Genomic DNA, 14,313 nt, shown 5'->3' with positions numbered 1-14,313 from the left:
TGTATAAAATCTTAACACATGAGTCTTTAATGATTATTAGGCTGTAGGGCTAGCATGGCAGGCTTTCCCCCAGACTGTCTGTATGGATCTCGCCTATATCATCGCTGGCCTTGCCGTGGGTTTCATCGTCGGCCTTACTGGCGTGGGCGGCGGCTCGCTGATGACGCCCGTACTGCTCTGGTTCGGCATCAATCCCGCCACCGCCGTCGGCACCGATCTGCTGTATGCCGCCTTCACCAAGTGCGGCGGCGTTATCGTGCACCAGCGCGCTGGCAATATAGACTGGAAGGTCAACGGCTGGCTCACCGCAGGCAGTGTCCCGGCCGCTTTGCTTACCGTCCTGGTGCTGCATGTCTGGCATCCCGATGTCACCACCCTCAATGCCCTGATCAAACACGCCCTCGGCATTGCCCTGTTGCTCACGGCCCTCGCCATCCTGTTCAAGACACGCCTGCTGGCGCTGACCCGTGGCAAACAAGCAACATCCACCGACGGCAAGCCCTCACTCCCCCTCAAGACATTCATGGTCGGCGTGCTGCTGGGCGTGCTGGTGACCCTGACTTCCATCGGCGCAGGCGCCATCGGCACCATCGCGCTATTCCTGCTATTCCCGCTGATCCCCACTGCCCGCTTGGTGGGCACCGAGATCGCCCACGCCGTGCCATTAACGCTGATCGCCGGCCTGGGCCACGCCGGCCTCGGCCACGTAGACTGGTTGCTGCTGGCCAACCTGCTGTGCGGCTCGCTGCCCGGCATCTGGGTGGGCAGCCACCTGACCGGCCGCGTGCCCGACGGCGCCCTGCGCCCGGCATTGGCCCTGATGCTCGCCCTGGTCGGCCTCAAGCTGGTCTGGTAGATAACCCCCCCATGAGCGCCCGCAGAGGCGCCAACATCGTCATGGACACCCGAAACCATGGAAACCGTACTGAGCCCCGAACTCCAGGCCAAACTGGCCCACACCCTGACCTTGCTGCAACAGGTAGCGCGTGAACACGCACCCGCCGTCTTCGCCAACTCGCTGGGCGCCGAAGACATGGTGCTGACCGACCTGATCGCCCGGCACCAGCTGGACATCAGCATCTTCAGCCTGGACACCGGCCGCCTGCCAGCCGAAACCTACGAGCTGATGCAGCACACGGCCGAGGCCTATCCCGACACCCGCGTGCTGGTCTACTTCCCGCGCGCCGAGTCGGTCGAGAAATATGTCAATGAGCAAGGCATCAACGCCTTCTATCAATCCATCGAAGCGCGCAAGGCCTGCTGCCGCATCCGCAAGCTGGAACCCCTGGCCCGCGCCCTGGCCGGCAAGCAGGCCTGGGTCACCGGCCTGCGCCGCGAGCAATCGACCACCCGCACCGATATGGCCGAGCAGGAATGGGACGAGGCCAACGGCCTCACCAAGTTCAACCCGCTGCTGGAATGGACCGAGAAAGAAGTGTGGGCCTATATCAAAGCCTATCAGGTGCCCTACAACGCCCTGCACGACCGCCACTACCCCAGCATAGGCTGCGCCCCCTGCACCCGCGCCATCGCCGCCGGCGAGGATGTCCGCGCCGGCCGCTGGTGGTGGGAGAATCCCGAGAACAAGGAGTGCGGCCTGCACGCCAAAACCAGCGCGCTACCGACCCGATAAAAAACTTGCGTACAGGTGATTGCATAGCCAAGGCCGCTACGGCATAATGCGCGGCTTCGCGGAAAGGTGGATGAGTGGTTTAAGTCGCACGCCTGGAAAGCGTGTATAGGTTAATAGCCTATCGGGGGTTCGAATCCCCCCCTTTCCGCCACGAAATGCAAAGGCCCTGATCATTGATCAGGGCCTTTTCTATTTTCACCACGGTACATTGCAGATTCAGCCTCCCGCCCCAGTGGGGCTACACGCTAATAGCTGCTCAGCACTGAAAACCTGGGCGTTTCACCTGCTTGATGGAATTAAAGTCCACTGCGCCCGACCTACCTGTGCTTTCGCGGGTCGTGCACCATGAGAACAAGCGCACGGAAAGTGCGTTCGCTTGGATTCACTACACAAGCGTCGTTATCGCGAGTGCAGCAGCCGCAAGAAGCGATCCTGGCGGAAATCTTCTGGATACGTATCCAAGGTGTGTAAACGCACTCGAAAAACATACTCCCCTTCGATGGGCTTCCCCGCAAGCTCTTGCGGAATGAAGGACCAGCCCTCCAACGACGCCTTGGCAAAACGACGCACACTCTCCGGCATGCCTGGCAATGCCCTGACCTCGATCAGACGGCATTTGCCATCGATACCAACGGTGCAGGCAGCCTCCACAGCCCCCTCCCAGCCACCCGATCGGGCGATGTCATCAGGATAGCTCGCGGCGTAGCGCTTGGTCGGTATTGGGCTCATCGAGAGTCCCGCCATTCGTACTTGTCCGCCACCATCGGCACTAGGGGTGACAAGAAAATCAAGCCGAACGCCGCTTCGAAGCGTTGCAGGCATGCCATCGGCCTCTGCGGGTGGCACCTTGGTCTTGGCTACCCGCGCCTTGACGTTGTCAGCGAATGCAAGGGGATATTTCTCCTCATCCACTAACGAATACTGAAGAGGATGGCCATCAGTGCCATAGAGAACATTGGCCCAAACCTCAACGTAGTAAGGTTCCTTATTGGCGTAGCTGGGTACAGCTGCCAAAGCGATCAAGGCGCTGGCGATAATTCGGATATAAGACATGGTCTTGCTTGATAAACGGATATGGAGGTAAACCGACGAAGATAAACATGTGTGCTCAAAGCACGCGTGCCACTGGCGAGGAGTGAGTGGACGGATAAGGTGTACGACGAGACGACGGCTTCAGACCATCACGCCGAAGGGCTGATCATACTATACCGGCGCCTCGCCCAAGAAGGACGGCGCCCCCCCCTTCAGGCGTCCATGGCATGCGCTATAGGGCCGGCCGAGATAAGCCCAGAGCTATCGGGCGGCGCATCGCGCACAGCCCAAAACCTCAGCCATGCCGCACGTGCACCATCTCAATGCTGCAAGCCTATGCAGCCCGACACCAGCTGCTTGATGGCCGCCAGGTCCAGCACTTCGATCTGCTTGCCCTGCACCTTGATCCAGCCATCCTGCTGGAAGCGTGAAAAGGTACGGCTCACCGTCTCCAGCTTCATGCCCAGATAGCTACCTATCTCTTCGCGGGTCATGCGCAAGACAAACTGGCGCGAGGAGAAGCCGCGTGCCGCCATACGCTGCGACAGGTTCAGCAGAAACACCGCCAGGCGCTCTTCTGCCCGCATATTGCCCAGCAACAGCATGGCGCCCTGGTCGCGGATGATTTCGCGGCTCATCAATTTATACAGGTGCCGGTTGAGTGCCGGTATCTCCAGTGCCAGGTTCTCGAGGCGGTGATAGGGCAGCTCGCAGACCTCGCAGTCCTCCAGCGCAATGGCGGTGCAGCCGTGCTGGTCCGTCCCGAAGGCATCCAGCCCCATCAGTTCGCCGGCCATATGAAAGCCTGTCACCTGCTCGCGCCCGTCCTCCGATACCACCACGGTCTTGAAGAAGCCGGTGCGCACTGCATACAGCGAGCGAAAGGCGTCGCCCAGGCGGAACAGTGCCTCACCGCGCCGTACCGGCATGCGCTGGTTGATAGCATCGTCCAGCTGCACCATTTCCTCCTGCGCCAGGCCTAGCGGCAGGCACAGCTCCTGCAGGCTGCAGGTCGAACACACGGCTTTAAGGGCATGGACGGGAATGATTTCGCGGGCAGCGGACATGATTGGTGCTTGATGAAGGTCAATACGATTAGTCTGCCTGCTACTTACAGTGTCAGCAACCAAGACCTACGCTGGCGCTACCCAATGACTGCCCCCGCCATACCCGATACGACCCCGCTGGAGATCGATCTGCCGCTGCTGCAGCGCCATGACGATGTGACGCGCTATGGCATCTATCCAACCGCCGATCGCTTCTCTGAAGATTTCGACGAAGACCGCTACCGCCATGCGTTGGCGACGCACGCACTGGGTGGCCTTCGCCCCCTGTCGCTGTATGTCCATCTGCCGTTCTGTGTATCGGCCTGTTACTACTGTGCCAGCCACAAGGTCATCACCGCCGATCACAACCAGGCCGATACCTATCTGGACTATCTCGAACGGGAAATCGCCCTGCAAGGCACGGCCTATGGTGCGACACCCAAGGTCACCCAACTGCACCTGGGTGGTGGCACCCCAACCTTTCTGCAGGATGCGCAGCTAAGCCGCCTGCTGGCTGCCCTCCAGCGGTATTTCCCGCTGGCTGCTGGCGCTGAATGCTCGGTCGAGATCGACCCCAGGCATATCGGGCCGCAAAGCCTGCAATTGCTTGCCAGCCATGGCTTCAGCCACCTTAGTATCAGCCTCCAGGATCTCTCCCCCGATGTGCAGCTCGCCGTCAATCGCATGCAGCCCGCGTCCCTGACCGCCGCCGCCATCGCGCAAGGCCGCGCCCTGGGCTACCGCACCATCCATATCGATCTGCTCTATGGCCTGCCAAGGCAGACCCCGGCCAGCATGGCCGACACCCTGGCCCAAGTGCTAATGTGGCGACCTGATCGCGTCTCGCTCAACCGCTACAACCACCAGCCTGATCGCTTCAAGACACAGCGCCATATTGACGCCGCCACCCTGCCGACAGCAGACGACAGGCTGGCAATGCTGCAGCAGGCCATCACCCAGTTGCAGGGCGCGGGCTATGTCCATCTTGGCCTGGAGCAGTTTGCCCTGCCCCAAGACGAACTCGCCGTCGCCATGCGCCAGGGGCGGCTGCATAGAAACTTCCAAGGCTATACCACCCAGGCAGAGTGCGATCTGATCGGGCTGGGTGTTTCGGCCATAGGCAAGGTCGGCGCTTGCTACGCCCAGAACCATAGGGTGCTGGAGGACTACTATGATGCGCTGGCACACCACCACCTGCCCATCGCCCGCGGCATGACACTGGCTGCCGACGATCTGCTCCGCCGTAGCATCATCCAGTCGCTGCTATGCCAATCCGAAGTGGCCTTTGAGCCACTGGAGAGCCGTTGGCTGATCGACTTCCACCATTATTTCGCCTACGAGCTTGAACAATTGCAGCAACTCGCCAGCCAAGGCTTGCTGAAACTCCATCGCCAAGGGCTTGAGATCACACCCAAGGGTCGCTGGCTGACCCGCAGCATCGCCATGGTGTTTGACCGTCATCTGCGCGAGGCCCGCAACAGCGCCCGGTTTTCAAGCCTGATATAACAAACACCGACAGAGTACCAACGTCACCCCCTGTGGAGGCCACCCATGTACAAACGTATTCTGGTACCCCTAGACGGCAGCGCTACCGCCACCCGCGGCTTGGAAGAAGCCATCCGGCTTGCGCACGCCTTGCGTGCCAAACTGCATCTCTTCCATGTCGTCGATCTGCACCTGGTCTACATGGACTACAGCGGCACCGCCGAATTGACCGACTATGTCCATGCCCTGCGTGAAGCAGGCCAGGCGCTGCTGCACAAAGCACAGGCCCTGGCCGCCAGGCAGGATGTATCTGCCGAGGTACACACCGAAGAATGCCGCACCGCCGAAACCATCAACCTGATCTTGCAGGAGGCCCGCCGCACCCATGCCGACCTGCTGGTCATTGGCACGCATGGGCTGCGGGGTTTCCAGCGGCTGGTCATGGGCAGCACGGCAGAAGGGGTGGCCAGGCTATCGCCTGTGCCGGTGCTGCTGGTTCGTGGTCAGTCTGCTTAGAGCCTGCAAAGGGCCCAACACGATCTGGCCATGCTCGTGCATAAAACACTAGACGACCGGTCTAATTGAGCTTAGACTGCGCACCATGTTGAATCGAGACTTTGACGACACCCGCGAACACCTGCTTGCTACTGGCGAGGGCATCATGCTGGGCAAGGGGTTTGCCGCCGTCGGCCTGGCCGAGATATTGGGTCAGGCGGGCGTACCCAAGGGCTCGTTCTATCACTACTTTGGCTCCAAGGAAGGTTACGGCGTCGCCTTGCTGTCGCGTTTCTTCAGCCGCTACCACGCCATCCTCGATGAAATCGTTGCCAACCCGCAGTTGAATGGCCGTGCCAAGCTGGACGCCTACTTCGCCGGCTGGTGCAGCGTATCCTGCGAGAACAGCGGTAATTCGCGCTGCCTGGTCGTCAAGCTGACCGGCGAGGTCAGCGACCTGTCCGATGATATGCGCAGGCAGATGCAGCAAGGCATTGCCGGCATAATCGAGCGGGTGACCACCTTTATTGTTATCGGCCGTGCCGATAAATCCCTGCCACCCGGCATGCCGGCAGAGACACTGGCCGCTGCCTTGTACCAGCTCTGGCTGGGCGCCGCGCTGGTCACCAAGGTCCAGCATGGCAGCGCCGCGCTCGATGCCGCCCGTGCCGCCACCGAACGTATGCTCAGTACCTGATTCATCGCACCTCCGTAGTAAGTATCCGGCCCGCAAGGCCGGTTTATTTGGCACAAACACTAGACGACCGGTCTACTCAAAAGGAAACGCATCATGGGAATCGACAAACTGCTTACCCCGCATATCGTTGGCAAGACCACCCTCCCCAACCGTGTCTGGATGGCCCCGCTGACACGCTCGCGTGCCGCCCAGCCAGGCGATCTGCCGGCTGAACTGAATGCCATCTACTATAGCCAGCGCGCCAATGCCGGCCTGATCGTGACCGAGGCCACGCAAATCTCGCAGCAGGGCCAGGGCTATGCCTGGACGCCCGGCATCTATACCGACGAGCAGGAAGCCGGCTGGGCACAGGTGGTCAACCGGGTGCATGCTGCCGGCGGCCATATCTCCCTGCAGCTCTGGCATGTAGGCCGTATCTCCCACCACCTGCTGCAGGCCGATGGCCAGGCCCCGGTCGCCCCTTCCGCCATCCAGGCCCAAGGCGCCAAGAGCTTTGTGGTGCTGCCTGATGGCACGCCCAGCAACGAACCCACCGACCTGCCGAGGGCGCTGGAGTTGGCTGAGCTGCCCGGCATTGTTGCCGCCTATGTGGCGGGCGCCCGCCGCGCAGTCCGCGCCGGCTTTGACTTTGTCGAAATCCACAGCGCCAACGGCTACCTGCTGAACCAGTTTTTGGATGCCCGCGCCAATCAGCGCACCGATCAATACGGCGGCAGTATCGAAAATCGTGCCCGCTTTGTGCTGGAGGTCGTGGATGCCATCGTTGCCGCCATCGGCGCCGACAAGGTGGGCATACGCCTGTCGCCCAATGGCGTGTTTGGCGATATGTCGCCCATCGAAGGCGAAGCTATGGCCATCTACCTGGCCCAGCAACTGCAGCAGCGGCAATTGGCCTATCTGCATATAGCCGAACCCGACTGGGCCGGCGGCGAGGCACTGACCGACACCTTCCGCCAGCAGCTACGGGCAGCCTTCAAAGGCACGCTGGTGTTCTGCGGCAGCTATACCGCCGAACGTGCCGAGGCCCTGATACAAGCAGGCACCGCCGATGCCATTGCCTTTGGCCGCCCCTATATCGCCAACCCGGATCTGGTCCGCCGCTTTGCCCTGGGTGCCGAGCTGAATCAGCTGGACCCCGCCACCTTGTATGGTGGCGCCGAGCAAGGCTATACCGACTACCCTGCTCTGGCGGGCTAGCATCAAGCCAGTTTAACCCGCAGCGCTCTGCCGAACTGCCCCTTTCCTATCGGCGAGGGGCTTTCTCTTGCTGGCGATTGGCCAAAACCGCCACCCGCCACACCCACCTACAGAAACATCCCGCCGGACGCCTCTATGCGCTGCCCATTGATCCAGCCGCAGTCATCAGACAGCAGGGCTGCCATCACATGGCCTATGTCATCGGGCATGCCAACCCGCCCCAACGCTGTCTGGCCGGCGATAAACCCGTTCACCTCGCGGTTGTCACGCACCAGGCCGCCACCAAAATCCGTCTCTATGGCGCCCGGCGCCACCACATTCACGCTGATACGGCGTGCACCCAATTCCTTGGCTAGGTAGCGTGTCAACACTTCCACGGCCCCCTTCATCGCGGCGTAGGCGGCATAGCCTGGCAAGGCAAAGCGCGTCAGCCCGGTCGATACATTCAGGATACGGCCGCCATCGGCCATCAGGGGCAGCAGCGCCTGCGTCAGAAAGAACACGCCCTTGAGCTGTATGTTCATCAACTGGTCAAACTGCGCCTCTGTCGTTTCGGCAATACCCGCATGGATACCAATACCCGCATTGTTGAGCAGGTAATCAAAATCCGCCCGGCCCCAATGCTCGCCCAAGGCAGCGGCCAGGCGCTGTGCAAACCCAGTGAAACTGCCACTGTCCGCCACATCCAGCGGCAGGGCCACAGCCTGCCCTCCCAGGCGGGCAATCTCGGCCACCACCGCCTGTGCCTCGTCGGCCTGGCGGCGATAGGTCAGGATCACGCCCACACCCGTCGCCGCCAACTTGAGTGCTGCATTCCGGCCCAGGCCACGGCTACCACCGGTTACCACTGCGATCTTCCTGCTCATTTGCTCTGCTCCTTCAAAGGGTTGACTGGCAGGCATGCAGCCATGCCTGTAGGGTGATTGCAGTCTATTGCCACCACTCAACCCCATAAACCAGCCAGAAGCGATTAGACTGATCGTAGAAAGCGAACAATCAAGGCAAGCCATGGATCAGCTCCACGCCATGCAGGTCTACCTGCGGGTGGCCGAACTCGCCAGTTTCACCCAGGCGGCCGACAGCATGGGCCTGCCCAAGGCCAGCATCTCGTCCGCCGTGCAACAGCTTGAAAACCAGCTGGGCACCCGCCTGCTGCACCGCACCACCCGCAAGGTGCAGATGACCCCGGACGGCCAAGCCTATTACGAGCGCTGCCGCGATCTGCTGGCCGATATGGATGAGCTGCAAAGCATGTTCCAGCTTGGTCAGGGCGGTCTTTCGGGCAGGCTCCGGGTCGACATGTCCAGCGGCATCGCCCGGCACATCGTGGTGCCGCGCCTGCCCGAATTCCTGCAAGCCCACCCACAGCTGGATATCGAGCTCAGCAGCACCGATCGTCGGGTCGATCTGGTGCGTGAGGGATTCGACTGCGTCCTGCGGATAGGTACGCTGGTCGACTCCAGCCTCATCGCCCGCCCATTGGGACATCTACGCCTGCTCAATTGCGTCAGCAGCAGCTATCTGGCCCGCCACGGCCAGCCGCAGCAGTTGCATGAGCTGGCCCAGCACCAGTTGATCCACTACCTGCCCACCCTGGGTGCCAAGGCAACGGGCTTCGAGTACATCGATCCCGCCAGCGGAGAAAACCGCTTCCTGCCCATGCCAGGCAAGATCTCAGTGAACAATGCCGATGCCTATCTGGCGGCCTGCCTGGCAGGCCTGGGCCTGGTTCAGATACCCGAGATCGGCATCCGCGATCATCTTGCGGCTGGCAGCCTGGTCGAGGTCATGCCGCAATATCGGGCCTCCCCCATGCCTGTCTCCCTGCTCTATGCTCACCGCCGCCAGCTACCCAAGCGGGTACAGGCCTTCATGACTTGGTTGGCCGCCATCCTGCAGCCTTACCTCGATAAACCATCCACGCCCGCAGATACCCTGCGCCGATAGATCAGCAGCGCTCACTCCAGGCAGCAACCATGCATACCCACACCCTTCACGTATTCGACACCCTGCCTGCAGCCCCCACAGCCCAGGTTGACCAAGGGCTGGACCTGGCCAACAGCGCTGCCGCCCCGTTGCAGGATGTACGCCCGCTGGCCTGCTTTGCGCAATCGGCCGATCAGGCTACCGTGGGTGGCGCCGTGGGTCGGACCTGGGGGCACTGCTGCGAGCTGCAACAGCTTTGGGTTGATCCGGCGCAGCGCCAACAGGGCATCGCCAGCGCCTTGCTGGCCTTATTCGAGGCCCATGCCCGCCAGCGCGGTTGCCGGCTGTGCTATCTGGAAACCTTCAGCTTCCAGGCACCCGGCTTCTACCAGAAGCACGGCTATCAGGTGCAGGCCGAGCTGGCGGGGTTTCCCGATGGCATCGTCAAGTATCTGATGAGCAAGGTGCTGCTTGCCCCCTAGCAAGGGAGCGCCCGTGATGGACTCAAGTCATGAATGGGTGATTTGCGGGGTGCAAGCGCCAGGGCAATCCTGGCACTGGCCATCCGTGCCGCGTGGACCCGCTGGCTCTTAGCGTGCACGTTGTTGCTGCCGATAGTCCCAGGGAGCCTGCGCACCGGCGCGGCCCCACAGACCGCTACCCTGCTGCCGCGCCATCAACTGGGCAGCCTGGTATCGCTCATAAGCCAGCGCAGCCTGCTTGCCACGGGCGTACTGCTCGTAATGCCATGCGTGGCCTGCCTGCACCTGGGCCAAGCCGATATCCACCTCGCCCAGGCGGACCTCGGCAACGCTGCGGCCATATTTGTCCTGCCCCTGTAGATTGAGCAACACCTGGCGGCCCAATACCTGCTTGGCCAGCATCAGGCCAGCCACCGTACCATCGGGCTGGGCGGATTCGGGCGCATCGACATAGGCCAGCCTGACATTCAGCGTGCTGCCATTCGCCAGCATGACTTCCAGCGTATCGCCATCGGCGACCTTGGTCACCCTGCCGCGCAGGGCTTGAGCATCGCCAGGGCTAGGCGCTTGCTGATCTTGCCAGGCCATCCAGCAGGCGATGCTCAGCGCTGCCAATGCGGTGAGTCGGCCAAGCCAGCTGCGGGTGGTGAGCAGCCTTAAAAACAGGGGGGCCAACCTCATGAGCGTATGGCCTTGGGGAAGACTGCGCGCAGCAGCAACATGGGCCAGTCGCGCGCTGTCAGCTTGGGGCGATGGCGGAAAACATCATAGCCAGCTTGTTCTATCTTCCTGAGTATGGCATCGCCGCCCAGCACCGTCAGCCGTATCTCCAGGCCCAGGCGGCCAGGCAGGGCCATACCTAGCGGCGAGCCGCTGCGCAGCATGCGACGGGTACGGTCGACCTGAAAGGCCATCAGCGCACGCCAGTTGTCATCCACCCGGCCCTCGGCAATCTGGGCTTCACTGACGCCAAACCGGGACAGCTCATCCTGCGGCAGGTAGACCCGGTCTTTTTGCCAGTCTATGGCTACGTCCTGCCAGAAATTGGTCAGTTGCAGGGCGGCACAGATACCGTCGGACCAAGCCAGGTTCTTGACGCTGGCGCGACCAGCCAGATGCAGCACGATGCGGCCCACCGGGTTAGCCGAGCGCCGGCAGTACTGCATGACCTCGCCAAAGTCGGCGAAGCGGTTCTTGACCACATCCTGAGCAAACGCATCCACCAGATCACGGAACAGTTGCAGCGGCACCTGGTGCGGGGTGATGACCTGGTCGCGCAGGTCGCGGAACAATGCATGGCGAGGCTCTATGCCGGCTTGCAGGCCATCCAGCTCGGCCAGATAGCCATTCAGCAGGGTCAGGCGTTCTGCCGGGCTGAGATCGCCTTCATCAGCAAAATCATCTGCCGTGCGGGCGTAGCGATAGACAATGGCCACCGGCCTGCGCATGGCCTTGGGCAGCAGCAGGGAGGCGACCGGGAAATTCTCGTAATGATCTATGGCATAGGTATCTGGCATGGCGCCGGATTATACGGCGCTCGCCCGCAAAGCTTGCGCTCGCCACGCATGGCGAGCCAAATTTTTTGCCTGCCAGGCCTCATCGACACGTTAAGCGTAGGTATCGATCTTGCCGCGATGCTGGGAAATCTGCGCGGCGATCTGATTTTTTTCCTGCAGGCGCTCGACACCCTGCTGCGCGACGGCCATCTTCTTGCGATCCAGCCTGTCTACCTGCTGCTGTACATCGTTCATGACCAGCCGCGTACTCTCCTGCAGCGTTTGGGATAGGTTGGCGCTCATCCCGCGTACTTCGCTCAATCCTGCCATGGTATGGCTCCTGTCTATGTCATGTCGGCTGCGGGCTCGCCCTGCCAGAAGCAGGGCGGCGGTCCTCATTCCGGCTTGATGGCCTGGGGATGGGCGATACAGCTCTAGCCTCACTGTAGTGCCTGGACAGGGTGAGCAGCAAATGTCGCGGATATGCGGTTAGGGACTGCGATGTACGCGAGTCCTGGATGACTTGATTCCCCAAAAAGGCGCCAAGGACTACTTCCGCGTCACCACCACACCACTGGCGACGATCAACACCATGGCCAGCCAGCTGGAAAGATCATGGGCATCCCCCCAGATCAGCATGCCGAACAAGCTGGAGCACAGCACCGTGGCATAAGCCAGGCTGGCCACCACCAGGGTACGGCCACGGCTGTAGGCCCGGGTCATGGCCAATTGCGCCAGCGTGGCGCACGCGCCCATGCCCAGCACGATCCAGATATTGCCCCAGGTCAGCGGGCTGAAGCGATCAAACAGCATCCAGCCACCTGCAGCGACGGTGGCGATCAGCGAGAAATAGAACACCGTACGCCATTCAGGCTCACCCGCTTCGCCCAGCATACGTACATTCAGATAGGCAATGCCCGCCCCCAAACCCGAGCATAGACCCAATACCCCGGCCAGCCACTGGTCTCGCTCGAACGTGGGCTGCAGCAGGATGACGGTACCGGCAAACCCCAGCAACAGGCCGCCGAACAACTGCCAGGACGGCCGCTCGTGCAGCCACAGGGTGGTCAACAAGCCCAGGAACAGCGGCGAGGTGTAGTTGAGGGTGACCGCCGTAGCCAACGGCAGGTGGGCAATGGCGTAGAAATACAGCATCAGGGAAATAGTGCCAGCAATCGCACGGGTGAACTGCTTGCCCAGCACGGGTGTGGCCAGCGAGCCGCCACGCAGCAGTACCACGCCGCCCACCACCAGGAATCCCACGAAACAGCGGTAGAACACCAGCTCTGCCGTACTGAAGTGCGCCGCCCCCAGCTTGACGAACACACCCATGCAGGCGAACAGGACGGAGGCGACCAGCATCCAGAACGGGCCGGAGTGGAGTAAGGCGTGTGGCAATCGAGGCATGGCGCGGATTCTACCGGTGCCTACCCGGTTACAGCCGCCCGCCGGCAAATATATGGCCCGCCACAGGGCGCGAGCACTGGCTGCAACCCACCATATTCAGGTGCCGGGGGACGACGAAAAGGGCCGAGTGAGAGGATTGCCGCCAGGGTTGGCGCGTGCCTGGCTCGCAGGGCCTGCGTCACCAGCCTAGGTCATGGCAGCGCTCAAACCTTCAGCAACAGCGCGCCCGACAGCAGCTTCATCAGCTCGCCCTGGCGATGGGTGCCAGTCTTCCAGAACATGGATTTCAGCTGGGTACGGACCGTGGAAACCTGTACCTGTAGGCGCTCTGCCGATTCAGCAGGCGTCCACCCCTCCAGCAGCAAGGCCGCCAGCCGGCATTCGGCGGGCGACAGGCCGTAGAGCGCCGCCAGCACATCCAGCGGCTGGGCATCGCTGGCGCTAGGGTCGTGGGCCATCAGCAGCACCAGCGGGCGCTGTGAATCCGCCACCAGTGGCGAGCCCGCCGGCAGCGGGGCCACCAGCACAGTCAAACGGCCACCGTCCTGCCGCTCCAGCGCCAGTGCACCGCTCTGCGCCGTGCGCGAGGTAGCCTGGGTCAGCAAGGACGTAAGGCGGGCATGTACGGCCGGCGCATCCGCCAACAGGCGGCCTTGGCGCACTGCCATCCCTGGCAAGCCACCTTCGTCGGCCGCATGGTTGGCAAATAGTACCCTGCCATCCCCATCCAGCACCCATATGGGCGCCGCCAGCCTGTCCAGCGCCTGCCGTGCCACGGCGGCCTGCATGCGCAGGCGCGAGAACTCGGTAGACAGCCGGCAAGCCAGCTCCAGGTGTGGCGAGAGCCGGGTCAGTAGTTCGGTATCGCTATCGCTGAATGGCTCGGCATCTGGGCCGCGCTGAAAACCGATCAGCGCCTCGATGCGGCCATCGTCAAAGGCGCGGGTACCAATCAGCCGGCGCAAGCCATTGGGCAGCATATAGCGCTGGAAGAACTCATTCTTCGCCACGAACGCATCATCGAAATGCTGATGCTCCGCCACCCACTCACCCACGGGCGTACGGTTGACGATCATCGTCCACGGGTCCATCGCCACATAGCGGTCGGCATAGCTGGCCAGCGACTGCTCGCTGTGGCCAAAACTATGCCACTGCCTGGGCTTGCTGGCGTGCTTGTCGCGCAGATAGAAGCCACCCGAGCTTGCGTCGATGGCCTCGCCTATACGGCGTAGCAGATGGTCCCATTTGGTGGGCTCAAGAACGACTGCATGTATGGAGGTAACCAGAAGATCGTATTGTCGGATTTTGAGTTCAGCCATGTTTCCGCTCCCTGGGCGGACAGGGCGTTTTAATTGTGAACCGCATTCTCTACAAGCCAACGCTCATATACAAGCATTTATGCGCTCTATCCACCATA

The 14,313-nt window shown here is 61.9% G+C and carries 16 protein-coding genes and 1 tRNA gene; 9 read left to right on the top strand and 8 right to left on the bottom strand.

Going from position 1 to position 14,313, the window contains the following annotated elements; translation table 11 throughout:
• Positions 1 to 82 precede the first annotated feature (82 nt).
• From V7714_RS00585 to V7714_RS00575, 3 genes are all read left to right on the top strand, one after another.
• On the top strand, positions 83 to 856 hold the full coding sequence (locus V7714_RS00585) for a sulfite exporter TauE/SafE family protein (protein ID WP_335387294.1): 774 nt from the start codon (positions 83 to 85) through the stop codon (positions 854 to 856).
• A 57-nt stretch (positions 857 to 913) separates the two neighbouring features.
• Positions 914 to 1,633: a phosphoadenylyl-sulfate reductase gene (locus tag V7714_RS00580; protein ID WP_335387293.1), complete on the top strand. Its 720-nt coding sequence runs from the start codon at positions 914 to 916 to the stop codon at positions 1,631 to 1,633.
• A 60-nt stretch (positions 1,634 to 1,693) separates the two neighbouring features.
• Positions 1,694 to 1,784 (top strand) — tRNA-Ser (locus V7714_RS00575).
• A 248-nt stretch (positions 1,785 to 2,032) separates the two neighbouring features.
• Here the strand turns inward: V7714_RS00575 and V7714_RS00570 are convergent.
• Positions 2,033 to 2,686, bottom strand: a complete 654-nt coding sequence (locus V7714_RS00570) for a hypothetical protein (protein WP_335387292.1) — start codon at positions 2,684 to 2,686, stop codon at positions 2,033 to 2,035.
• Between the two features lie 299 nt (positions 2,687 to 2,985).
• Positions 2,986 to 3,732 (bottom strand): fumarate/nitrate reduction transcriptional regulator Fnr, encoded by a 747-nt coding sequence (gene fnr / locus V7714_RS00565; RefSeq protein ID WP_335387291.1) that lies wholly within the window; start codon positions 3,730 to 3,732, stop codon positions 2,986 to 2,988.
• 84 nt (positions 3,733 to 3,816) lie between these two features.
• On the opposite strand from fnr, the gene hemN reads away from it, so the two are divergent.
• From hemN to V7714_RS00545, 4 genes are all read left to right on the top strand, one after another.
• The gene (hemN, locus tag V7714_RS00560; protein ID WP_335387290.1) at positions 3,817 to 5,217 is read left to right on the top strand and encodes an oxygen-independent coproporphyrinogen III oxidase; all 1,401 of its coding nucleotides are present in this window, start codon (positions 3,817 to 3,819) and stop codon (positions 5,215 to 5,217) included.
• 45 nt (positions 5,218 to 5,262) lie between these two features.
• Entirely contained in the window at positions 5,263 to 5,712 is a 450-nt protein-coding gene (locus V7714_RS00555; RefSeq protein ID WP_335387289.1) for a universal stress protein, read from the top strand.
• An 85-nt stretch (positions 5,713 to 5,797) separates the two neighbouring features.
• Entirely contained in the window at positions 5,798 to 6,388 is a 591-nt protein-coding gene (locus V7714_RS00550; RefSeq protein ID WP_335387288.1) for a TetR/AcrR family transcriptional regulator, read from the top strand.
• Between the two features lie 93 nt (positions 6,389 to 6,481).
• The gene (locus V7714_RS00545) at positions 6,482 to 7,585 is read left to right on the top strand and encodes an alkene reductase (protein ID WP_335387287.1); all 1,104 of its coding nucleotides are present in this window, start codon (positions 6,482 to 6,484) and stop codon (positions 7,583 to 7,585) included.
• A gap of 107 nt (positions 7,586 to 7,692) precedes the next feature.
• On the opposite strand, the gene V7714_RS00540 is transcribed toward V7714_RS00545, so the two are convergent.
• The gene (locus V7714_RS00540) at positions 7,693 to 8,451 is read right to left on the bottom strand and encodes an SDR family NAD(P)-dependent oxidoreductase (protein WP_335387286.1); all 759 of its coding nucleotides are present in this window, start codon (positions 8,449 to 8,451) and stop codon (positions 7,693 to 7,695) included.
• A 142-nt stretch (positions 8,452 to 8,593) separates the two neighbouring features.
• Between V7714_RS00540 and V7714_RS00535 the strand changes: the two genes are divergently transcribed.
• Positions 8,594 to 9,532 (top strand): LysR family transcriptional regulator, encoded by a 939-nt coding sequence (locus V7714_RS00535; protein WP_335387285.1) that lies wholly within the window; start codon positions 8,594 to 8,596, stop codon positions 9,530 to 9,532.
• Positions 9,533 to 9,561: 29 nt separating this feature from the next.
• Positions 9,562 to 9,993 carry a GNAT family N-acetyltransferase gene (locus V7714_RS00530; RefSeq protein ID WP_335387283.1) on the top strand — a complete coding sequence of 144 codons (432 nt, stop codon included), beginning with the start codon at positions 9,562 to 9,564 and terminating at the stop codon, positions 9,991 to 9,993.
• Between the two features lie 108 nt (positions 9,994 to 10,101).
• On the opposite strand, the gene V7714_RS00525 is transcribed toward V7714_RS00530, so the two are convergent.
• The 5 genes from V7714_RS00525 to V7714_RS00505 all read right to left on the bottom strand — a co-directional run bounded on the left by V7714_RS00525 (position 10,102) and on the right by V7714_RS00505 (position 14,215).
• Complete coding sequence (locus tag V7714_RS00525; protein WP_335387282.1) at positions 10,102 to 10,674, bottom strand: thermonuclease family protein; 573 nt, start codon at positions 10,672 to 10,674, stop codon at positions 10,102 to 10,104.
• Entirely contained in the window at positions 10,671 to 11,510 is an 840-nt protein-coding gene (gene hpnC / locus V7714_RS00520) for a squalene synthase HpnC (RefSeq protein WP_335387281.1), read from the bottom strand. The genes V7714_RS00525 and hpnC overlap by 4 nt, the downstream gene beginning before the upstream one ends.
• Positions 11,511 to 11,600: 90 nt before the next feature.
• Entirely contained in the window at positions 11,601 to 11,819 is a 219-nt protein-coding gene (locus V7714_RS00515; protein WP_284196809.1) for a hypothetical protein, read from the bottom strand.
• 219 nt (positions 11,820 to 12,038) lie between these two features.
• Positions 12,039 to 12,896, bottom strand: a complete 858-nt coding sequence (locus V7714_RS00510) for a DMT family transporter (RefSeq protein ID WP_335387280.1) — start codon at positions 12,894 to 12,896, stop codon at positions 12,039 to 12,041.
• A gap of 203 nt (positions 12,897 to 13,099) precedes the next feature.
• Entirely contained in the window at positions 13,100 to 14,215 is a 1,116-nt protein-coding gene (locus V7714_RS00505; protein ID WP_335387279.1) for a helix-turn-helix transcriptional regulator, read from the bottom strand.
• Between the last annotated feature and the right edge of the window lie 98 nt (positions 14,216 to 14,313).

The organism is Chitinimonas sp. JJ19 (genome assembly GCF_036961565.1).
Classification (GTDB): Bacteria; Pseudomonadota; Gammaproteobacteria; order Burkholderiales; family Chitinimonadaceae; genus Chitinimonas.
Note: the sequence above shows the minus strand (reverse complement) of the source record. Positions and strands in the feature narration are given on the sequence as shown.

Excerpts from the sequence above, each read along its gene's own strand:
- V7714_RS00585 (WP_335387294.1), top strand. The coding sequence starts at position 83 with ATGGATCTCGCCTATATCATCGCTGGCCTTGCCGTGGGTTTCATCGTC.
- V7714_RS00580 (WP_335387293.1), top strand. The coding sequence starts at position 914 with ATGGAAACCGTACTGAGCCCCGAACTCCAGGCCAAACTGGCCCACACC.
- V7714_RS00570 (WP_335387292.1), bottom strand. The coding sequence starts at position 2,686 with ATGTCTTATATCCGAATTATCGCCAGCGCCTTGATCGCTTTGGCAGCT.
- fnr (WP_335387291.1), bottom strand. The coding sequence starts at position 3,732 with ATGTCCGCTGCCCGCGAAATCATTCCCGTCCATGCCCTTAAAGCCGTG.
- hemN (WP_335387290.1), top strand. The coding sequence starts at position 3,817 with ATGACTGCCCCCGCCATACCCGATACGACCCCGCTGGAGATCGATCTG.
- V7714_RS00555 (WP_335387289.1), top strand. The coding sequence starts at position 5,263 with ATGTACAAACGTATTCTGGTACCCCTAGACGGCAGCGCTACCGCCACC.
- V7714_RS00550 (WP_335387288.1), top strand. The coding sequence starts at position 5,798 with ATGTTGAATCGAGACTTTGACGACACCCGCGAACACCTGCTTGCTACT.
- V7714_RS00545 (WP_335387287.1), top strand. The coding sequence starts at position 6,482 with ATGGGAATCGACAAACTGCTTACCCCGCATATCGTTGGCAAGACCACC.
- V7714_RS00540 (WP_335387286.1), bottom strand. The coding sequence starts at position 8,451 with ATGAGCAGGAAGATCGCAGTGGTAACCGGTGGTAGCCGTGGCCTGGGC.
- V7714_RS00535 (WP_335387285.1), top strand. The coding sequence starts at position 8,594 with ATGGATCAGCTCCACGCCATGCAGGTCTACCTGCGGGTGGCCGAACTC.
- V7714_RS00530 (WP_335387283.1), top strand. The coding sequence starts at position 9,562 with ATGCATACCCACACCCTTCACGTATTCGACACCCTGCCTGCAGCCCCC.
- V7714_RS00525 (WP_335387282.1), bottom strand. The coding sequence starts at position 10,674 with ATGAGGTTGGCCCCCCTGTTTTTAAGGCTGCTCACCACCCGCAGCTGG.
- hpnC (WP_335387281.1), bottom strand. The coding sequence starts at position 11,510 with ATGCCAGATACCTATGCCATAGATCATTACGAGAATTTCCCGGTCGCC.
- V7714_RS00515 (WP_284196809.1), bottom strand. The coding sequence starts at position 11,819 with ATGGCAGGATTGAGCGAAGTACGCGGGATGAGCGCCAACCTATCCCAA.
- V7714_RS00510 (WP_335387280.1), bottom strand. The coding sequence starts at position 12,896 with ATGCCTCGATTGCCACACGCCTTACTCCACTCCGGCCCGTTCTGGATG.
- V7714_RS00505 (WP_335387279.1), bottom strand. The coding sequence starts at position 14,215 with ATGGCTGAACTCAAAATCCGACAATACGATCTTCTGGTTACCTCCATA.